This window comes from Vreelandella sp. ssv, assembly GCF_059448525.1.
Map to the genome: position 1 here is coordinate 561738 of NZ_CM182545.1, position 19350 is coordinate 581087.

The window sequence follows — 19350 nt, forward strand, 5'->3', positions numbered from 1 at the left end:
AGGACGCTAAGCTTAAGGAAGTGCGGCAGAGCTGAGCTTCAAGTGCAGCAGCTCGGCAGCACTCTTGCCGGCCACTGCCCCAAGCACCACGGCACTCAGCAGCCCGTTGCCGGAAAGGTAGCCGCTGTCGTTGGAGCCGGATACCCCTCGCGCTGCCCCGCCTGCGGCAAACAGGTTGGGGAGAGCTTGCCCCTGAGCATTGAGCACGCGGGCTTTGCAATTCACTTCTAAGCCGCCCTGGGTATGGAACAGTGCCCCGGTGACGCGAATGGCGTAGTAGGGGGCTTTCAGCAGGTTGGCGGGGTCGAAGCGGCGGCTAAACGCATCGGCCGTTTGCTGCTCAGCGTGCTGCTGCATCTGGGCGAAGGTGTCGTGAAGTGCACCAAGGGGCATTTTCAGGCCAGTGGCCATCTCCTCAAGGGTTGAGAAGCTGCGTACTGCGCCACTCTCCTGAGCATTACGGTAATCCTCAAACGCCTGGGCAGACTCGTGAATGCGGGCGTCGTAAAGATTCCAGGCCACTTGCTCCGGCTGCGCCAGCACCTTGGCGGCCTGTTCGGAGTAGCCGCCGTGCTCATTGGAAAAGCGCTCGCCCTTGATGTTGACCTGAATGCCCCCTTGCATCATCAGCGCCCAGCTAATCAGCGTTTGGTGGGGGGTGGCGAGGGAGCCATGGCCTTGGCAGGCACCCAGATCTTTTGTGCTGGCGCCCATTTCCTGGCCCCACAGCAAGGCGTCGCCCTGATTGCCCTCATGGCCGTAATAGAGGGCGTGTTTCAATGTTGGCAGGTAGCGCTCTACCAGCTCAGGGTTACCGCCATAGCCATTGCAGGCAAGAATCAGCGCGTCGCAGCCAATGCTCTCGTGGCTGCCATCTGGGCGCTCAAGGGTTACTCCCCGCACTCGCTGCGTTTCATCAACGTGCAAATCCACTACCCGAGCTTGGGTCAGAATATCAATGCCCGCCGTTTCCGAAGCGTTGAGCAGCGCCCCCATTAGCTCTTCCCCGGTGCGCCGGGGCGTGGCGTGCATACGCAGGTGACGGTGGCCGGGGTAGAGAAAGCCTTCCACCAGCTCAAAGGGCACGCCGTGCTGGTCCGCCAGCCACTCGATGGTTGGGCCGGATTGGCTGGCCAGCAGCTCGACAATGGCAGGGTCTGCCTCAAAGCCATTTTTTTTCTGGATATCTTCCGCCATGGCGTCAGCAGAGTCCGTGACGCCCAATTCATGCTGAAAGCGCGTATTGGCCGCGGGAATAAACCCAGATGACATGGCCGTGCTGCCGCGGGGAAGCGCGTCGCGCTCCAGCACAGCCAACTCAACGCCCGCCTCCCGGGCCGCTAGCGCTGCCACTAGACCACAGGCACCCGCGCCGATAATCAGCAGCGGTAGATGAGCATCAAAGCTATCGTGGTTATAGGGGAGTATCGCCATTAGCGTGTTTTTCCCTGTGCAAGTTCAAGTTGCGATGCATTGAACGCATCAAGGATCTCACCCGCTGGCGCTTGCCATACCTCTGGGTGGCCGTTGATGTGGGCCAGCACTTCTTCTAAACAGGCAATTCTGTGGGGTTGACCGACCAGCCAGGGGTGCAGGTTTAAGGCGAATAAACGGCCGCCCTGTTCGCGCGACTCTTCTAACAGGAAGTCGAAGGCGTCTTTTACCTGGGTCACCCAGGAATCTTCCGAGTGCAGGTTCTGGCTCATCACGAACTGATCTTCGATCTCGGTGGCTAGTGGCATCATGGTCAAACTGCCCGTGTTGGTGTCACAAGCATAAGGCATGTCATCATTCACCCAGTCGGCGCAGTACTCGATGCCATTTTCCGCCAGCAGGTCAGGCGTGTTGAAACTCTGGTGCTTAGCGGGGCTTAGCCAGCCGCGAATGGGTTGGCCGGTCACCCGCCGCAGGGTGTCCACAGAGCGTTTGACCAGTTCGGCCTCCTCTTCGATGGGCTGGCCGCCGTAGTGTAGGTGATCCATGTTCCAGCCGTGGGCCATGAACTCGCCGCCGTGCTCTTTTAAGCGCTGTACCAGGTAGGGCGTCTGCTCCGCCAACTGAGCGTTAATCGCAAAAGTGGGGGTAATGTTGTGCGCCGCCAGCGCTTTGAGCACGCGATAGATCCCCACGCGGTTACCGTAATCGCGTAGCGTGAAGTGACGCAGATCGGGGTAGGGCATGGTCATGCCATTGGGGACCTTGAACGGCTTGCCGCGCTGGTTGAGCGGGTAGAACTGCAGCGAAATATTGATCCACACCGCCAGGGTTTTACCCTCGGGCCACGTAACCGGTGGGCGTTCACTTAGCATCGACCACGCATAGCGCTCATGGTCATAGCCGTGGCGGCGGTAAGGGTAGTCGAGATAGTCGTCATTAAGCGCCATAGCGTTATCCCTGTTTGCCTGCAGAGGCGGCCTGGGCCGCAATACTACCGAGGGCGGCATCGTAATAGTGTTCGAGATAGTAGTCGGCGATTTCGCGGCCTGTGGCTACCCACACATCCGGATGCCCGGTGATGTACTCCAGTGCCTCTTCAAACGCTTTGATGCGATGCGGGCAGCTCACCTGATAGTTATGAGTGGGAATGCACATCACCGTGCCGGACTCCGCCCCCTCTAGATACAGGCGGTCAAAGTGGCGCTTGAGCATAGTGGTGTACTGGCGTGGCTCCACTTTGTTCACCGCGTAGACGATGGTGTCGTTCATCTCCAGCGAGTAGGGCATGGAGATAAACCGCTTGCCGGAGCGGACGCTGACCGGCGTGGGCTGGTCGTCGTGGAACAGGTCGCAGGTGTAAAGCCCGCCTTTGTCGCCAAATAGCTCTTCGCCGACTTCGGCAAACAGGTCCAGAGTGCGCTCCGAGTGGGAGAGCGCTGGCGCCAGATAGCCCGCGCATGCTTGACCGGTATGACGATGGATGGTTTCCATACTGTCTCGGATCATGGCCCGTTCCTGGGCTTCGCTAAGGCCGTAGGTGTAGCGGGTGTTGTAGATGCCGTGACTAAAAAATTCCCAGTCGCGCTCTTTGCACATCTGGATGATTTCCGGGTGATGCTCGCAGAGGGCTACGGATAGTGAGACCGAGCCGCGAATGCCGTACTTATCCAGCAGGGCCATCTGGCGCTGGTGGCCCACCCGGTTGCCGTAGTCGCGAATGCTGTAGCCGGGCACCGACGGGTGCGGGTGCGGCCAGGGATTACGCTGTGGGTTCTGCGGTGGATCGAGCTCGTAATACTCGATATTGGGTGCGACCCAGAAGGCCACCTTGGCGCCTCCTGGCCACTCGATTTTGGGGCGTTGGTCGTAGGCCCAGTAGCCGTAAACGCCTAATGACTCTTTCATGGCTAGCTCCTCGCCTTATTCATCGCCCTCAAGCCACGCCAGTACGTCAACAACAGGCATGACATCAGCGTATTTGAGGTGCAGGTCGGTCAGGTTGGCGTAGTGATAGCTCTCGTGTTTATCCGCGACGCACTCCATCGGGACGATAGTGCGGTAGCCCCGAGACAGGCTTTCCACGGCGGTGGCGCGAATGCAGCCAGAGGTTGAGCCGCCGGTAATAATCACTGTGTCGACCTGGTGCCATACCAACAGCGACTGTAGCGGCGTCTCAAAAAATGCTGAAGGCATACGCTTGGTGTAGATCACATCGCGGCTGCGGTCGATCTCACAGCGCTCATCGAATTCGGCGCGCTCGGAGCCATACTTGATGTTCTGCAGTGAATCGGGGGTGTTGGTACGGGTGCCCCATACGCCTGCATCTTCGGCGGAGTCTAAAAAAGCCACATGCGTCCAGACCACCGGCCAGCCCCGCGCCCGAAAACCACGTGCCAGTTGGTTGGTATATTCCAGCTGTTTGGGGTCGGTTTCGTAGGCGGTCTTGAAGAGATCGGTACGAGTGTAGGCTTTTTGCGGATCAACGTTTACCAGCACCGCTTTATTCCCAAAGCCAAACGGCACCCGCTGTGGGTTGGCCATCACGTCGTTAAAAATCTCTTTCGCCGTTTTGTCGGTGGTCTGCATCGTCGTCTCCTGAATTTGCTTATTGGTATTTATAAATAAGGGTCACGGTTTGCTGAGCGAGCGTTAGCGATTGTCGTACTGTTCGCCAAGCTCCAGCATCGCCTGGGTGCCTAAATAGTCGTTAAGTTGTTTGAAATCGAGCATCTGGTCGCGGAAAGCGTCGGTGGTGCCGTCCTGTTTCAGCGTGGCAAAGAAACGGCTGGCCATGTGGGTAATTGCCCGTACCAGTGCGCCGGGGAAAATCACCAGCGAGAAGCCTAAGTCTTCCAGCGCCTGAGCGTTCTGCAGCGGTGTGTCTCCGCCCTCGACCATATTGGCCATAATCGGCACTTTGCCTTTGAACTGGGCCATGATCTTGCTGATATCTTCGTCACTACGAATGCCTTCGATAAACAGCATATCCACGCCCGCTTCATAATAGGCTTGAGCGCGCTCAATAGCGCTGTCGGTGCCTTCCACGCCCAGTGCATCGGTACGGCCAATAATCAGCGTGTTATCGCTTTCACGGGCATCCAGGGCAGCATGCAATTTACCCACCATTTCGCTTTTGGATACCAGGGTTTTGCCGCGCAGGTGACCGCAACGTTTGGGGTAGGTTTGGTCTTCAAGCTGGATGGCGCTGGCCCCAGCACGCTCCAGCAGCCGCACGCTACGCATGACGTTCATGGCGTTACCAAAACCGGTGTCGCAATCCACCACCACGGAAAGGTTGGTACGTTCGCGAATATGCGACATGGCGGTGCAAATTTCGGTAATGCTGAGCAGGCCAATGTCAGGCCGCCCAAGCTGGGTGTAGGCCAGGCTGGCTCCGGAAAGGTAGACCGTATCAAAGCCGGCCTGCTCGGCAAGGGACGCGCCAAGGGCGTCAAATACGCCGGGGGCGACCACAATGGAGCTATCTTTCAACTGCTGCTTAAGTTGGGCTGGCTGGTGTGATGCGTGCTGTTGGCGTGTCATAACTATCTCGTCATTGTAAGGTCAGCGAAAGGTAGGGTAAGCGTTAGCGGCGTCTCTATGTTCTAGCGGCTAGCGCCAAGTCATTCCAAACGTCCTGGCGGGTAATCAGGCCATCGGTTACTTCAAAACGGTCAATAAAGCGCACGCCGGTGGATGTGCTGCCATCCAGCCACTCCACGGTTAGCTCGCCGTGGCAAAACACCACGCAGTAGTTGGGATATAAGCATTGGTCTACTGCGTTAAACGTTTTGCTCACCCGGTGGTAGCGGCTTTGCGCCCAGTCGACGACATCGCTTAGCCGTTGCATGGGCGGCGCGCCAGGAAAATGCATTGCTACGTTAGCGGCGAGGTAGCGCTCTGCACGGACTAGGTCGCGGGCTTCCATGGCGCTTAAGAAAGCGCGTACCCGCTCTACGTTAACGTCCTCTGATTTAGTCATCGTCACTCTCTTACTGCCAGCGGCTTCTCGGTGATCACCGCGTTAGCGATACCCAAGGGCGCTGGTTCTGTAATAATGGCTTTCAAGCGGCAGCAGTTGTGTTATTGATTAGCTGTCGATATGTATTATATGTAATACATTTTTATGTCTATTATTATCCCTACGTCAAGCCTGACATGAATTTTTCAAACAACATCCTGAGGAGAGGCGTAGATGAGTGAGGCACAATCCTCTGCGGTGGGCGGCACTAAATCACACCGCATCTATCTGTTGCTGAAAGATGCAATCTTGAGCGGGCGGCTGCCTGCGGGCAGTAAATTGCCCGGCGAAAATAAACTGGCGGAGCAGCATGGGGTGTCGCGAGTCACCGTAAGGCGTGCGATGGAAGCGCTACAAGCAACGGACATGGTCGAGCGTAAAGCGGGAGTGGGTACGGTGGTGTTGGAGCAGCCGCTGGACGCCACGGTGATGACCGCCAGCGTGTCTAATCTGATGCCCAACATGGTCAAGATGAGCCAAGCTTCCCAAGTGCGTTTGTTGGAGTTTGCCTATGTGCTGCCGCCGGAAATGATCCGTGAGCGATTAGGCATGGCGCAGAGCGGTAAGGTGCAGCGCTCGGTGCGGGTGCGTATGGTCGACGGCAAGCCGTTTTCCTATCTGGTAACCCACGTTCCAGAATCGATTGCTCTGCACTACAACGAGATGGATTTAGCCAATACGCCGTTGTTTGTGCTGCTTGAGCGCAGCGGTGTGAAGGTCGACCATGCTTCCCAATCGATCTCCGCGACGTTGGCCAGTCACGAGGTCGCGGAAGCGTTGGACGTTGCTGTGGGTTCGCCGCTGATCTCGCTGACCCGCGTGGTGTTTGATGAGCAGGGCCGAGGCGTAGAGCATCTGGATGCCCTCTATCGACCGGATCGGTATCGCTTCCAAATTGATCTAGAGCGTAATGGCGACGATAACTCCCGCTACTGGGAGCCCAAAGTAGCTGGAATGCCCACCAACGGGAAGGATGAGTAGTTTGATGGGTTGTTTTTTTAATGTATTAAATTTAATACAGATTTAAAATTACAAAAAATACATTTGACCTGTGTTATCAAATTGCGCTAGTTGTATTGGGTGAGAATGATAAGTCCAACGAAGGCCGAGGCAACGAGCGACGACCATGAGTACCCCAACAACGCTGTTTGACAAAGTTTGGCGCGCCCACGAGGTTCACCGCAGTGAAAGCGGGCAGAGTCTGCTGTGGATTGACCGTCACTTTGTCCATGAAGGTTCCTTCCATGCGTTCAATAAGCTCGCTGAGCGAGCCCTGCCCGTTGCCCGGCCCGATTTAACCTTTGGCATTGCTGACCATTATGTACCGACACTAGCCCGCGATTTGGCAGGTGTAGCCGATCCTAAGGTGCGCTCAATGATTGAGCAGCTCTCCCACAATACCCAGCAACATGGGGTGACGCTATTTGGCCTGGATGACCCACGCCAGGGCATCGTGCATGTGTTAGGCCCCGAGCAGGGACTCACTCAGCCCGGCATGGTGATGGTGTGTGGCGATAGCCATACCGCAACCCATGGTGCTTTTGGCAGTATTGCCTTTGGTATTGGCGCATCAGAAGTTGCTCACGTGCTGGCCACACAAACATTGTGGCAAAGCAAGCCCAAGGTGATGCGTATCACGGTGGAAGGTCAGCTGGCCGAAGGCATCACCGCCAAGGATATTGCGCTCACCTGGATTGCCCGTTTGGGCGCCGATGGTGCACGAGGCTACGCCATCGAGTACGCCGGAGAGGCGATTCGTTCGCTCTCCATGGAAGCGCGCTTGACGCTGTGCAATCTTTCGATCGAAGGCGGTGGTCGCTGCGGCATGATTGCCCCCGACCAAACCACTTTTGATTACCTGCGCGAGCGCCCTTGGATTCCACAAGGGGAGACCTTCGAGCAAGCCTGTGCCCACTGGTCCACGCTCTATAGCGACCCAGGCGCCAGCTTTGATCTTGAAGTGACGCTGCATGCCGATGAGATTGCGCCGACAGTGACCTGGGGCGTCTCGCCGGAAGAGGCGTTGCCAATCGACCGGGCGGTGCCTGATCCTGATCAGTTGAGCGATCCCGCGAAAGCGCGCCAAGCGCGGGATAGTTTGGCCTATATGGGACTAACCGCGGGGCAAAAGCTCACTGATATCACCATTGATCGGGTGTTTATTGGCTCCTGCACCAACGCGCGTATTGAAGATTTGCGCGCTGCGGCGGCGGTGCTGGCGGGTCATAAAAGCCGCGTGCCCGGCATGGTCTCGCCCGGCTCCACGCTGGTGAAAACCCAGGCAGAGGCTGAAGGGCTGGATCGCATTTTTATCGATGCCGGGCTTGAGTGGCGCCACTCCGGCTGCTCCATGTGCGTAGGGATGAACGGTGATTTGGTGGCGAGTGGAGAGCGCTGTGCTTCCACTACCAATCGCAACTTCAAAGGCCGCCAGGGGCCAGGGGCGCGTACGCATCTGATGTCACCTGCCATGGTGGCCGCTGCGGCGGTCAGTGGGCGGCTGGCCGATGTGCGCACGCTAACAGCGAACAGTGATTCATCCGTTCAGGCTTCAGGAGCGCAGTAATGCAACCGATTACCGTACTAGACACCCTTGGCGTTGCCCTTGCTGCCGCCAACGTGGATACCGATCAGCTGATTCCCGCGCGCTTTATGAAAGAGCCGCGCAGCGTCGGTTACGGCCAGTTTTTGCTTTACGACGTTCGTCACGACGAGCAGGGCATACCGGACGCTGAGTATATTCTTCATCGCCCCAATGCAGGCGATGCTGAGGTGATGGTCAGTCGGCGCAATTTTGGCGCGGGGTCCTCTCGTGAAGCGGCGGTTTATGCGCTGGTCGACTATGGCTTCCGCTGTGTAGTGGCGCCAAGCTTTGGCGATATTTTTGCGTCGAACGCCGTCAATAACGGCTTACTGCCTGCGGTGGTGGAAGAGGACGACGCCGAGCGATTGCTGGCAGCCCTCGGCGACTCACCCGCCGCGATACACGTTGATTTAGAGAAGCAGGTCATCCGTGTGGCAGAAGTAGAGGTCAGTTTTTCCATTAGCCCTGTGTGGCGCACTAAATTGCTAAATGGCTGGGATGACATTGATATGACCCGCCAACATGCAAACACCATTACCGATTTTGCCGCTCGGTATACGGCTCAGTTTCCCTGGACGTCGGCGCAGCCGCCAGAAAACGCCATTATAAGTAAAGGGTAGTGGCAGCAATGGCTATCCCCAGAATGAGTTTCAATAAAAACAGCACGTACGCTTGCAGCAGACGTTTATAAAAAAGGTTAATCAAAAACAGCTTTATAAAACGACTTATAAGAATGCAACAGAAACAATAAACGCTATAACGCAGACTACCTCGTGCAGGAGACTAACGAATGAAAAAAGTAACGCTTACCCTGGGCATGCTCACCGCCCTAGCTTCCGCTCAAGCGCTGGCCGTTGATGAAATCACCGCCGTGCATGCCTTTCCCCCTTCGCTCATCTATACCCAGAGCTTTCTGGAGTTTGTCGATAAAGTAAACGAGCGCGGTGAAGGCGTGGTGCAGATTAACGTGCGTGGTGGTCCTGAAGTGATCGGCCTTTCCGAGCAGCCTGATGCAGTGCGCAACGGCGTGGTGGATATGGCCTATACCGCTGCAAGCTTCTACGCCGGTACCGTGCCAGAGCGAGATGCCATGGTGGCCTCTAACACCAATGCGATCTACGCGCGTGAAAATGGCGGCATCGACCTGCTCAATGAGATTCATCAAGAGAAGATGGGCACCTACTACTTGGGCTGGTTCGATAGTGGCGTCAGCTACAACTTTTATACTATCGAAGAACCTTCAGTTGATGCCGACGGCAATCTGAGCGTTTCAGGCCTACGCCTACGCAGTAACCCGGTGTATGACGCCTTCTTCCAGGACTACCTGGGCGCGCAGCCGATCAGTTTGCCGACCACCGATGTTTATGCGGCTCTTGAGCGGGGCGTGGTGAACGCGACCGGCTGGACTCAAATTGGTTTAAAAGACCTCAATTGGGATCGTTTCCTTAACTATCGGGTTGACCCTGCCTTCTTCTCCACCGATATGGGCGTGATCGTCAACCTGGACAAGTGGAACCAGCTCAGCGAAGAGTCCCAGCAAATTCTGCAGGAAGTGGCTATCGAGCATGAGCGTGAAAGCGCCGAGAAACTGGCTGATTTAGCTGAAGAGCAGCAGGCGCAACTTGAGGCCGATGGCATGCAGGTAGTGACGCTTGAAGGTGAAGCCGCACAGCGTTTCTCCGATGCTGCTCGCGATGCCACCTGGGAGCGTATGCGCCGCCAGATGGAGCGCCATCCTTCAGGGCTTGAGCATTACGATACGCTGATCGAAAAATTTAACGACCTATAAAGATAAGCGGGGCGCTGCACTAGTGAGCGCCCCTTTTTGTGTGGCTATTTTCGTTAGGGCCTTTTATGCGCTACGCACAACGCGGCTATTTGCTGCTACTTAATGGCATGGCTCTGCTGGCCGCCATCATGCTGGTATGGCTGATGGTGGCCGTAGTGCTTTCGGTGGTCATCCGTAATTTGGGGCTCCAGCCCTCGGCGTGGTTTTTCCTTTCCACCGAGTACGCCATGTTTTACCTCACCCTGTTAGGGGCACCCTGGTTGGTCCGCCAAAAAGGGCACGTGCATATTGAGTTGCTGACCTCCGTCCTGCCGCTGCCAGCACTCAACATTCTAAGCCGAGGGGTGTCGCTGCTATGTGTCGTGGTGTGCGGCGTGCTGGCGTGGAAAGGGTTGGATCTATTTCTGCTTAATATTGAGCGCACTGACTATGACGTGCGTGCCTACTTTGTGCCGAAGTGGATACTGACCATCGTATTCCCTATTAGCTTTACGTTAATGGCGATTGAGTTTGGCCGCTTTGTAGTGGGCCATGAAATACTTCACAGCGGCGAAGCGGGGATGAAAGAATAATGGAATGGTACTTTGCGCTCGCTTTTCTGCTCTCGCTGATTCTTATCTTTATGGCGATTGGCACCCCAATAGCCTTGGCGTTTTTAGCCGCTAACGTCATTGGTGCCTGGCACTTTATGGGTGGCCAAACCGGCATCTTACAGATGCTCAATAACGGTTTCGGCGCGCTTTCGAGCTTTAACCTAGTCCCTATCCCACTATTTCTACTGATGGGTGAACTGTTCTTCCGGACCGGATTGGGCATGAAAATGTTCAATGCCGTTGACCAACTGATGGGCAAGCTGCCGGGACGTTTGTCTTATGTGACAGTTGTGGGGGGTACGGCCTTTTCCACGCTGAGTGGTTCTTCCATGGGCTCCACGGCATTGATGGGGTCGCTGCTGGTGCCGGAAATGGAGCGGCGCGGCTACAAGAAAAAAATGGCCATTGGCCCTATTTTGGGAACCGGCGGTTTGGCGATTATTATTCCGCCTTCTGCGTTGGCGGTACTGTTGGCAACCTTGGCAAAAGTGGATATTGGCGCGCTGCTCATCGCTGGCATTTTGCCTGGGATGACGCTGGCGGGGTTCTATATTGCCACCATTTTTATCCAAACCAAGCTGGATCCGGATGCCGCTCCTGTCTATGAGTTAGAACTGGTGCCGCTAAGCGCTAAGCTCAAGCTGATAGTGACCGATATTCTGCCAATGCTCAGCGTGATGGTCATTATCGTTGCGATGATGCTGATGGGATTTGCCACGCCTTCAGAAGCCGCGGCCTTTGGGGCATTGGGCGTGATTATCCTGGCGTTCATTTTCCGCTGCATGACTTGGGAGGCGTTTAAGCTTTCGGTCACCGGCGCGCTAAAAGTCACGCTGATGGCTTATCTGATCGTGTTTGGTTCGGCCACCTTCAGCCAATTGCTCGGCTTCTCGGGCGCTTCGGGCGGTTTGATCGGTTGGGCAACAGGCTTTGATCTTTCGCCCATCCTGATGCTATTAGCCATGTTTGCGGTACTGCTGGTGCTGGGCACTTTTATGGAGCAAATCTCCATCATGATGCTCACTGTGCCGATCTTTTTTCCGCTGGCGCAGGCACTGGGCTTTGATTTGGTGTGGTTCGGTATCGTCGTGTTGCTGGCACTGGAAATCAGCTTCTCAACTCCACCATTGGGGCTGTTACTGTTTGTGATGAAAGGGGTAGCACCGCCGGGCACGACCATGAGTGAAATCTACTCGGCCGCGATTCCTTATATTCTCTGTTCGATGCTACTGGTCGCCGTGCTGATAGTGTTCCCGGGGCTCGCTACTTGGTTGCCGAGCATGCTGCAGTAAGAGTTTTTGCCTGCAGAAAAAGTAGATGGCAACAAAAAAGAGAGGCTACGGCCTCTCTTTTGGTAGTTTAGGATGACTGATGCCACCTACTCCCAGGAAGGGAATGGGTCGGGTAATTGCTTCCACGCTTCCATGCCTGCCAACAGTTCTGCCTCGCTTAGCAGGCAGTCGTCCAGCGCTTCGCGCATCCGGGTCTGATCCAGGTTTTGGCCAATAAAGACTAGCTCTTGGCGCATATCGCCAAACGGCTCCTGCCATTTATCCATAATAAACTGACGCGTTTCTGGATCGGTTGGCCAACGCTCTGCGGGAATTGCTTTCCAGAACACACCGGCAGGGCCGTGATGGGCGATACCGCCTGCCTGGCTCCACTGACCAGCGGCCTGGGGGCGAGTGGCGAGCCAGAAAAAGCCTTTCGAGCGCAACAGACCCTTACCAAACCACTCCTGGTTCAGCAGATCGTGGAATTTCTGCGGATGGAAGGGGCGTCGGGCATGATAAGCAAAGCTGCCAATCCCGTACTCTTCGGTTTCTGGTACATGCTCGCCACGCATCTCTTTTAGCCAGCCCGGCGCTAACTGGGCACGCTCGAAATTGAACTTGCCGGTACCCAGTACTTTATTGAGCGGCACGCCGCCTTGAGTGATTGGTACCAGCTCTGCGTCGGGGTTTAGCGAATGCAGGATAGCCTTCAGCGCTGCTAACTCATTCTCACTGATCAGGTCAGTCTTGCTGATCAACAGCACGTCGCAAAACTCGATTTGATCGACCAGCAGGTCGGCGACATTGCGCTCGTCGTCTTCACCTAAGCTTTCGCCCGCTTCGGCGAGGCTTTGTGCTTCACGGTACTGTTCAAGAAAGTTGGCGCCATCCACTACGGTCACTAGCGTATCCAGCCGCGCGACGTGGGAGAGGCTCTGGCCGCTTTCATCTTCAAAGGTGAAGGTTTCCGCCACGGGCAGCGGTTCGGAAATTCCGGTGGATTCAATGACCAGGTAATCGAACTTGCCCTCTCGAGCCAACTGGCTGACTTCCACTAGCAAGTCTTCGCGCAGGGTGCAGCAGATACAGCCGTTACTCATTTCTACCAAGCGCTCTTCAGAGCGGTTCAGAGCAACATCGCCATCCAGCGTCGGCTCACCAGGGCCGCCCCGAACCAGGGCACCGTCGATATTCACCTCACTCATATCGTTAACGATCACCGCCACCCGACGACCTTCACGATTGGCCAAAATATGGTTGAGTACGGTGGTTTTACCAGCACCTAAAAAACCCGAAAGAACGGTGACGGGTAGGGGAGAAAACGCAGTCATTACTAGCACGCCTCTAAACACATTTATGTTATGTGATAATATAACAATAAAGAGACGTTTAGATAAAGGCTTGTTTTGGTAACTGTAGTATCAGCGCTTATATTGAGTGGGGCAGTAGCCGCGTAGAACGTCCGGTAAACGCAATGCGGTATGCTTTGTCGCGCGGCCGGTGACGCGTTTACGCCATAGGCGAAACGAAGCGGGTTTGAGCTGGTGGCGCATTACCTCGATAACATCAGGTTCAGCTAAACCAAATAGCGTTTCGATCGCTTCAAACGGCGTTCGGTCTTCCCAGGCCATCTCAATAACACGTGACTGCTCGTCATCGGGTAAGCGACGAAAGCGTTTGACGGGGGCTTTTGGCATCGATCACCTCGATATATTTGAAGGGTGGGCATTTAGGTGGCGGGCAGTGTAACGCTTTTTCATATACCAGCGTAACGCATCGATCACGATGAACATCGCAAGGCTAACGCCTAAAACGGGTAGCGCCAAACCTAGCGCGATAGCAACTAACAGCACGCTGAGCTTGGCTTTGAGCGGGAGCAGTAACCATGGCTCTGAAACCGTCGGAAAACGCTGGCCACTCGCAGTGCGTAGCCGCCGCCACGCCATTAGGTAACCCCACGCCATAAGTGTCACAAGCCCTGCGGCGATCAACGCCAACAATATTTGGTTAGCGATACCAAACAGTACGCCCATATGCAGGTCAATCCCCCAGCGGGTGAGCTTGGCGGCTAAGGGGAATGTGTCAAAGTCGGTTTGATCGGTGACCTCCATGCTGCTTGGATGCAGCGCGACCTGGTCCACCTGAGTGGGCCAACGCCGATCAATTTCTGCTACCCGCCAAGCTTGGTTTTCACTGGTTGGTGGGGAGAGTTGAATGCGATCTGCCATTAGCCCTGCCGCACGTGCAGCCGTGAGTGCACGATCAAAATCTTCTGGAAGTAGCGGCGTACTGGCGGAAACGGGTGCGGTGTGACGGTGGTGTTCAGCATGCTCGTCATTGATTTGGCTATCTGTATCGTTCAGCGCTGTTGAGGCGCTAGGCGTGTTCCAACCCCAGGCATTACGCAGTTCTGCAATATTGCCCCCCGCCCATTGCGACCAAGTAAGTCCTGTCGCCGAGAAGAACAGCAGTCCGATGGACAGCACCAATCCCAGGGTGGCGTGGCGTCGCCGGGCTTTATGGGCTCCAACAAGCCCTTTCAGCGCAGGGCGCTGCCACATCCACAATATGACGCCACCCAAGGCAGCAAGCCAAAGCCAAGACGCGGCTAATTCGCTGTAAAGTCGGCCTATATCACCCATTAACAGCTGGCGGTGAAAGTGATCAATCGCTGTGCGCAGGGGTAAAATACCACTAGTCCCGTAAACCGTTGTATCACCTGTCACGGCGAGCGAAATAGGATCAACAAACACCGCTCTATGTTCCGAAGGGCCAAGGTCCTGTGCGTTAAACATGAGGCGCGTGGTGTCACCTAGTTCAGGAGCCGGGCGTATGGCGCTTGGTAAGGTCGCATCTCCTAAGAAGCGCTGAGCAGCGGCAATCTGAGCGGATAGCGGCTGTGGGTCTCCCTGAGTTTCCCCATAGAGCGTGTCGTGATAGAACCACTCTTCAAGAGGAGGGCTAAGCAGGTAAGCGATGCCTGATAGCGCTGCAATGAGAATAAAAGGTCCAATAAAAAGACCAATATATAAGTGCAGGCGGTTAAGCAGCGCAAACAGCAGTTTTTCGGTACGGGCGGGGGAGCGCGGGGTCATGGAATTAATCCGAGCATCATCGGCGAAGTAGTTTGCCAGAGTAGACAATCAGCGCTGCTATCGCCAGCGTAGAGGCAGCGGTGAAAGGTCGCATCATTAACGAAGTGAGTGTACGGGTTTCGCTGCCAATAATGCGCGAAAGAGCCCGTTCATTAACACTGGTTCGTCGTGACGGATTAAGAACCCCGCCTCTGAAAGCAGCGGCTGAGCTTGACGGGTAATGTCGGTCGCAAGCGCTGATGTCAGTTGGTTCAGAAGGTGCCGTCCCGCCCCTGTAGGCTGCTCATCTGGCTGAAACTTGTCCATCACGCATAGCTGTCCGCCTGGTTTGAGCACGCGTTGTGCCTCGCTAAGCCCACGCTGTGGGTTCGGCATCACCGCAATGATCAGGTGCATGATGACCGCGTCAAAGTGTTCATCAGGGTAGTCGAGCGCCTCGGCATCCATGACGCGGCACTCCACATCGCGTCGGAGCGTCTCAGCCCGCTTGGCTATGCGCTTCACCATGGCTGGCGCTAAGTCGGTGGCATGCAATTCGATATCCTGAGGTAGAAAAGGCAGGTCTAAGCCCGTACCGGCGCCGACCAATAACACCCGCATTCCAGGCTCCCAGTCCACTTGGCCTAGCGCAATACGTCTTGGCTTACGAAATACGCGAGCGGCGAGCGCATCATAAAATGGGGCGTAGGCGGTATAGCGTAGGCGGTTCCAAGCGGTAGTGTTGAACATAACGCCTCTTTGCAGCGCAATGCTGCGTTGGCTGAACGGCAGGTGCCGACTACCTATAGCATAAAAGTAGCATAAAAGCGTCTGACCGACCAACTAGGCGAGTCAGTGCTTTAAATGGATTCGTAAAGCCATTTTTATAAGTTAAGTATTATAATGCTGGTGCTAAACAGTGCTCTTTTTCTGCCATGCAATATTAATTAAGTAGTAGTGAAATTAGTAAATTTATTGGTTTGTTTTGCTGGGTAGAGATTGATTTTATATTTCAATGTTAGATTAGTCATCATGTGGGTGTGCCATTGTGTCGTATTACCCCTGCTGCAAACGGGTGGTTAAATTTTCAACAATATCGATAACAAGCTTTCGGTCAGCTTGGTTTAACGGCGCTAAAAGTTGTTTCATTCTGCTTGACTGATCATCAACATGAAAACTTGCTTGACCGAGTAACTCTGCAGCTTCGCAATTAAAAATCTCCGCAAGTTCTATAAGACGCACGATATTGGGAATCACCCGCCCACGTTCAATGCGCGAAACGGCTTCATTGCCCACACCTAAACGTTCAGCAACTTCTTCTTGGGTCAAGTGACTGCGAGCCCTTTGTTTGGCAATGGCCCGGCCTATACTGCCCGCTAGCCGATCCTGATCTGTTTTATTCACAATGTCCTCCATTAGACCTAGATGGTTGAGGAACGACCTATTGACATGAAGGACTGTTTAGGTTGAATATCATCCTCTAAGGTTGATTTGGATGATTAAGGTAACTTTTTGTTTCATGTGGTTACGCCTTGAAATGTCTGATGTTAATAGAGCTGATTTAATTGAGCATCCGAAAAATAAAAAAATAATGTGCATAGAGAGTACTTGTGACACTGAAGCCATTAGGTCTTAAGCGCTTTGGGTAAAGGGAAGAGAGTCAGGTTTTTTAATATTAAAGTGTGAGATGCTGCGATTATAAGTTGAGTTTTTTGCCAGGGTTTTTTAAGGAAAAAAGTGGTTAGTGTATGTTCGGTGATCGTTGTTTTCCTATTAAAGATTATTGAAAGCTGACTAATTACTGGAAAATAGATTATGTGGCGGTTATGGCGTGTTGTTTTCAATAAAGCTGTTCATAAAGGGCTGGCGAGAAGCTTGATTTTTGGCACGACTAAAGCCGAAGGTGTTTAATAGCATGTCTCCTAATTGCACACCAGAGATTTTTCGACAGTTAGCAGATAAGCTGTCTAACGTCAGTGACGAGGGTTTTTTTCACCATTTGGTGAAGTCTTTAGCTGATATCCTCAATGTGGATCATGCCGTTGTAGAGCACGTCGATCGCCAACAGAATATAGCGACAACCATAGCAGCATGGTCCCAAGGCGCCTTCAGTGATATAGCGTCGTACCCATTGGAAGCTACTCCAACCCAATGTGTTACCCGCCAGTCACGATATTTTGCTGCTTCCCAGGTTCGCCAACTGTTTCCGAGTGATGCTCGCCTTGGGACCATGAACGTTGAAGGGTATTTGGGTATCGCTGTTACTGCACCTGATGGCAGCTTTTTAGGTGTTATTGCGCTAATGCACTCCTCACCCTTGGTACTACCTATATATGCCGATGATCTATTACGCATTGCTTCCGCGCTAGCGGGGGCTGAGCTGGCGCGCCAGGTGGTTAAGAGCCAAACGCAAGAGCGGCTACTGTACAAAAAAAAGGCGTTGCAGCGCATAGAAAAATATAACGAGTCTTTAATCAATACCATTAACGAACAGCAACGCTTTCAGCAGGCTGTTGTTAACGTGGCGACCGCTGTTTCGGCTGAAAATGGCGAAGCGTTCCTACATCAACTTACTGTCCATATGGCTGAGGCGCTTTCCGCTGAAGTGGGCTTTATTGCGTTGTTGGATGAACAGGATTCAGATATCGCGCATACCTTAACGTTATATGTAAATGGTCAACTTCAGGATAATTTTGCCTACTATTTACCTGGTGTTCCCTGCCATAAGGTGATGGTTGAACAGGAGTGCATCGTTCACGAAGGGGCAGCCATTATGTTGCCTACGGAAAGCAACGGTGCTCTGAGTTGGGTGAACGGCTACGTAGGGCGTCGGCTGGACAATAGTCACGGCCAGCCGATGGGCCTTATTGGCGTCATGTTTAAAAAGACCCTAGACGATGTGGATATCGTGCGTAATGTGCTGCAGCTATTTGCGGCAAGGGCGTCTTCTGAACTTGAGCGTCAGCAAGACGAAGTGCGTATACGGCAATTAGCTTTTTGCGACCCCGGCACTCAGCTACCTAACCGTGCCGCTTTTATGCGGCATTTGGAGCAAGTCTTCGCCGATACGCATACCTCAAAATTAGCCTTATTGTTGCTAGATCTGAACAATTTCAAAGAGATCAATGATACCGCTGGGCACGACCTGGGCGATTTAGTCCTCAAGGCCGTTGCTAGCAACTTTTCTGCGGCGCTAAATACGAGTGAGTTTCTGGCCCGATTAGGGGGCGATGAGTTTGTCGTGGTTTGCCCTGGGGCAGATGCGACGGGTGCGTTAACCACCGCTCAGCGGTTATGCGACAGCATTGCGCGCCCGATGATGGTTGAAGAACACTCCTTCGAACTCTCGGTGGGAATCGGTATTTCGCTTTATCCCCAGCATGCGGCAACGCCTTTGGAGCTGTTGAAGCATGCTGACATTGCCATGTATCAAGCTAAACGGCAAAAGCTTGCCGTATGTGTATTTGAGCCCTGGATGGGGCGCGTCGTCGCTGAGCAGTTGAATATCGCCAAACGCTTGGCCACGGCGATTGCAGAAAAAAAACTGAGCCTGCACTTTCAGCCTCAGGTTGATTTACGCAGTGGAAAGTTGATTGGTTCAGAAGCCCTATGCCGTTGGCACGATGAGGAGCTTGGTGATGTTTCACCCGGCAAGTTTATTCCTATTGCCGAAGAGCGCGGCATGATTGTAGCGCTTGGCAATTGGGTGATTGAAGAAGCCTGTCGACAGCTTGCTGAGTGGCGGGAGCAGGGCTATTTGATGACCGGACAACTGGCGGTTAATATCGCCGCTCAGCAGTTTGAAGAGGATGACCTTGTCGCCAGCTTACTCAATAGCTGTTCTCGCTTCGACATCAAGCCTTCACAACTTAGCCTAGAAATTACCGAAAGCGGCATCATGGACAACCCTGAAAAGGCGATCGCCATGACGGAAGTTTTGAAGGAAAAAGGGCTGGGGCTTTCTATTGATGATTTTGGCACAGGATATTCATCGCTGGCCTACCTAAAGCGCTTCGCTGCCGATAAAATCAAAATCGATATTTCATTCGTCCGCGATATGTTGATTAGTGATAATGACCGTGTCATCGTCGCGACGATTATTGCCATGGCCAATACGCTGGGCTTAGAGACCATTGCCGAAGGTATTGAGTACCAAGATCAAATCGCCGCCTTGCGTTCTCTTGGCTGCAACCAAGGGCAAGGTTACTATTTTGACCGGCCATTAACGGCCGAGCAGTTTGCCTTAAGATGGCTCATCTAGCTATAAGAGATAGGCCATGAAAGGTGCTTCATGCCTATAGGGTAAAGCAGTTTTCAGACGAAAGAGTGAAGTTTGTAGGTGACCAGCTTAATATAGCGTTTATCCCCGCGGCTCAACATGTTGAGCAAGTTCTAATTTTTTCCTCATCCCTTTCAAAAAGCCCGGTCAGTCAGGGTGCCAAGTAGTCTAGACTCATGCTATACCTAAAATGTAATCTAATCTTTACATACGCGCATGGTGTGCGTCTTAACGACGGCCAGCAGTAGCAGAAAGACGCATTTAGCTGATCGAATGGACTCTATCGTATGTCGATTCGG

General features: G+C 53.9%; 18 protein-coding genes. 7 read left to right on the forward strand and 11 right to left on the reverse strand.

All coding sequences use genetic code 11. The features are described 5' to 3' along the window. Window positions 1–12 precede the first annotated feature (12 nt). The 6 genes from AC5TBW_RS02670 to AC5TBW_RS02695 form a co-directional block, all read right to left on the reverse strand. Window positions 13–1434, reverse strand: coding sequence for an FAD-dependent oxidoreductase (locus tag AC5TBW_RS02670; protein ID WP_495510595.1), 1422 nt, complete (start codon window positions 1432–1434; stop codon window positions 13–15). Continuing rightward, the gene (locus AC5TBW_RS02675) at window positions 1434–2384 is read right to left on the reverse strand and encodes a polysaccharide deacetylase family protein (protein ID WP_495510596.1); all 951 of its coding nucleotides are present in this window, start codon (window positions 2382–2384) and stop codon (window positions 1434–1436) included. The genes AC5TBW_RS02670 and AC5TBW_RS02675 overlap by 1 nt, the downstream gene beginning before the upstream one ends. Window positions 2385–2388: 4 nt before the next feature. Continuing rightward, on the reverse strand, window positions 2389–3342 hold the full coding sequence (locus AC5TBW_RS02680) for a polysaccharide deacetylase family protein (RefSeq protein ID WP_495510597.1): 954 nt from the start codon (window positions 3340–3342) through the stop codon (window positions 2389–2391). Window positions 3343–3357: 15 nt separating this feature from the next. Then, a complete protein-coding gene (locus tag AC5TBW_RS02685) occupies window positions 3358–4023 on the reverse strand; it encodes an isochorismatase family protein (protein ID WP_495510598.1) in 666 nt (221 codons plus the stop codon). A 63-nt stretch (window positions 4024–4086) separates the two neighbouring features. Further along, window positions 4087–4980, reverse strand: coding sequence for an isocitrate lyase/PEP mutase family protein (locus AC5TBW_RS02690; protein WP_495510599.1), 894 nt, complete (start codon window positions 4978–4980; stop codon window positions 4087–4089). 55 nt (window positions 4981–5035) lie between these two features. Further along, window positions 5036–5419 (reverse strand): nuclear transport factor 2 family protein, encoded by a 384-nt coding sequence (locus AC5TBW_RS02695; RefSeq protein WP_495510600.1) that lies wholly within the window; start codon window positions 5417–5419, stop codon window positions 5036–5038. A gap of 213 nt (window positions 5420–5632) precedes the next feature. Here AC5TBW_RS02695 and AC5TBW_RS02700 point away from each other — a divergent pair, with 213 nt between their 5' ends. From AC5TBW_RS02700 to AC5TBW_RS02725, 6 genes are all read left to right on the forward strand, one after another. Continuing rightward, window positions 5633–6439, forward strand: a complete 807-nt coding sequence (locus AC5TBW_RS02700; RefSeq protein ID WP_495510601.1) for a GntR family transcriptional regulator — start codon at window positions 5633–5635, stop codon at window positions 6437–6439. 145 nt (window positions 6440–6584) lie between these two features. After that, a complete protein-coding gene (leuC, locus tag AC5TBW_RS02705) occupies window positions 6585–8024 on the forward strand; it encodes a 3-isopropylmalate dehydratase large subunit (protein ID WP_495510602.1) in 1440 nt (479 codons plus the stop codon). Continuing rightward, a complete protein-coding gene (leuD, locus tag AC5TBW_RS02710) occupies window positions 8024–8662 on the forward strand; it encodes a 3-isopropylmalate dehydratase small subunit (RefSeq protein WP_495510603.1) in 639 nt (212 codons plus the stop codon). Before leuC ends, leuD begins: the two co-directional genes overlap by 1 nt. Window positions 8663–8832: 170 nt before the next feature. Further along, complete coding sequence (gene dctP / locus AC5TBW_RS02715; RefSeq protein ID WP_495510604.1) at window positions 8833–9831, forward strand: TRAP transporter substrate-binding protein DctP; 999 nt, start codon at window positions 8833–8835, stop codon at window positions 9829–9831. A gap of 65 nt (window positions 9832–9896) precedes the next feature. Continuing rightward, window positions 9897–10403, forward strand: coding sequence for a TRAP transporter small permease (locus tag AC5TBW_RS02720; RefSeq protein ID WP_035587466.1), 507 nt, complete (start codon window positions 9897–9899; stop codon window positions 10401–10403). Beyond that, window positions 10403–11716 (forward strand): TRAP transporter large permease, encoded by a 1314-nt coding sequence (locus AC5TBW_RS02725; protein WP_495510605.1) that lies wholly within the window; start codon window positions 10403–10405, stop codon window positions 11714–11716. Before AC5TBW_RS02720 ends, AC5TBW_RS02725 begins: the two co-directional genes overlap by 1 nt. An 86-nt stretch (window positions 11717–11802) precedes the next feature. Here the strand turns inward: AC5TBW_RS02725 and zigA are convergent, their stop codons facing one another. The 5 genes from zigA to AC5TBW_RS02750 all read right to left on the reverse strand — a co-directional run bounded on the left by zigA (window position 11803) and on the right by AC5TBW_RS02750 (window position 16176). After that, window positions 11803–13029, reverse strand: a complete 1227-nt coding sequence (zigA, locus tag AC5TBW_RS02730) for a zinc metallochaperone GTPase ZigA (RefSeq protein ID WP_495510606.1) — start codon at window positions 13027–13029, stop codon at window positions 11803–11805. A 90-nt stretch (window positions 13030–13119) separates the two neighbouring features. After that, window positions 13120–13395 (reverse strand): TIGR03643 family protein, encoded by a 276-nt coding sequence (locus tag AC5TBW_RS02735; RefSeq protein WP_495510607.1) that lies wholly within the window; start codon window positions 13393–13395, stop codon window positions 13120–13122. 3 nt (window positions 13396–13398) lie between these two features. Then, the gene (locus AC5TBW_RS02740; RefSeq protein ID WP_495510608.1) at window positions 13399–14793 is read right to left on the reverse strand and encodes a PepSY-associated TM helix domain-containing protein; all 1395 of its coding nucleotides are present in this window, start codon (window positions 14791–14793) and stop codon (window positions 13399–13401) included. Window positions 14794–14889: 96 nt separating this feature from the next. Then, on the reverse strand, window positions 14890–15522 hold the full coding sequence (locus AC5TBW_RS02745; RefSeq protein ID WP_495510609.1) for a class I SAM-dependent methyltransferase: 633 nt from the start codon (window positions 15520–15522) through the stop codon (window positions 14890–14892). A 306-nt stretch (window positions 15523–15828) separates the two neighbouring features. Continuing rightward, on the reverse strand, window positions 15829–16176 hold the full coding sequence (locus tag AC5TBW_RS02750; protein ID WP_495510610.1) for a helix-turn-helix domain-containing protein: 348 nt from the start codon (window positions 16174–16176) through the stop codon (window positions 15829–15831). Between the two features lie 511 nt (window positions 16177–16687). Here AC5TBW_RS02750 and AC5TBW_RS02755 point away from each other — a divergent pair. Continuing rightward, window positions 16688–19033, forward strand: coding sequence for a putative bifunctional diguanylate cyclase/phosphodiesterase (locus AC5TBW_RS02755; RefSeq protein WP_495510611.1), 2346 nt, complete (start codon window positions 16688–16690; stop codon window positions 19031–19033). Window positions 19034–19350 lie beyond the last annotated feature (317 nt).

What these genes read in the sequence shown, in the direction of transcription:
- AC5TBW_RS02690 (WP_495510599.1), bottom strand. Translation starts at nt 4,980, where the DNA reads ATGACACGCCAACAGCACGCATCACACCAGCCAGCCCAACTTAAGCAG.
- AC5TBW_RS02725 (WP_495510605.1), top strand. Translation starts at nt 10,403, where the DNA reads ATGGAATGGTACTTTGCGCTCGCTTTTCTGCTCTCGCTGATTCTTATC.
- AC5TBW_RS02740 (WP_495510608.1), bottom strand. Translation starts at nt 14,793, where the DNA reads ATGACCCCGCGCTCCCCCGCCCGTACCGAAAAACTGCTGTTTGCGCTG.
- AC5TBW_RS02755 (WP_495510611.1), top strand. Translation starts at nt 16,688, where the DNA reads ATGTCTCCTAATTGCACACCAGAGATTTTTCGACAGTTAGCAGATAAG.
- AC5TBW_RS02685 (WP_495510598.1), bottom strand. Translation starts at nt 4,023, where the DNA reads ATGCAGACCACCGACAAAACGGCGAAAGAGATTTTTAACGACGTGATG.
- AC5TBW_RS02695 (WP_495510600.1), bottom strand. Translation starts at nt 5,419, where the DNA reads ATGACTAAATCAGAGGACGTTAACGTAGAGCGGGTACGCGCTTTCTTA.
- AC5TBW_RS02735 (WP_495510607.1), bottom strand. Translation starts at nt 13,395, where the DNA reads ATGCCAAAAGCCCCCGTCAAACGCTTTCGTCGCTTACCCGATGACGAG.
- zigA (WP_495510606.1), bottom strand. Translation starts at nt 13,029, where the DNA reads ATGACTGCGTTTTCTCCCCTACCCGTCACCGTTCTTTCGGGTTTTTTA.
- AC5TBW_RS02745 (WP_495510609.1), bottom strand. Translation starts at nt 15,522, where the DNA reads ATGTTCAACACTACCGCTTGGAACCGCCTACGCTATACCGCCTACGCC.
- AC5TBW_RS02670 (WP_495510595.1), bottom strand. Translation starts at nt 1,434, where the DNA reads ATGGCGATACTCCCCTATAACCACGATAGCTTTGATGCTCATCTACCG.
- AC5TBW_RS02720 (WP_035587466.1), top strand. Translation starts at nt 9,897, where the DNA reads ATGCGCTACGCACAACGCGGCTATTTGCTGCTACTTAATGGCATGGCT.
- leuC (WP_495510602.1), top strand. Translation starts at nt 6,585, where the DNA reads ATGAGTACCCCAACAACGCTGTTTGACAAAGTTTGGCGCGCCCACGAG.
- leuD (WP_495510603.1), top strand. Translation starts at nt 8,024, where the DNA reads ATGCAACCGATTACCGTACTAGACACCCTTGGCGTTGCCCTTGCTGCC.
- AC5TBW_RS02680 (WP_495510597.1), bottom strand. Translation starts at nt 3,342, where the DNA reads ATGAAAGAGTCATTAGGCGTTTACGGCTACTGGGCCTACGACCAACGC.
- AC5TBW_RS02675 (WP_495510596.1), bottom strand. Translation starts at nt 2,384, where the DNA reads ATGGCGCTTAATGACGACTATCTCGACTACCCTTACCGCCGCCACGGC.
- AC5TBW_RS02700 (WP_495510601.1), top strand. Translation starts at nt 5,633, where the DNA reads ATGAGTGAGGCACAATCCTCTGCGGTGGGCGGCACTAAATCACACCGC.
- dctP (WP_495510604.1), top strand. Translation starts at nt 8,833, where the DNA reads ATGAAAAAAGTAACGCTTACCCTGGGCATGCTCACCGCCCTAGCTTCC.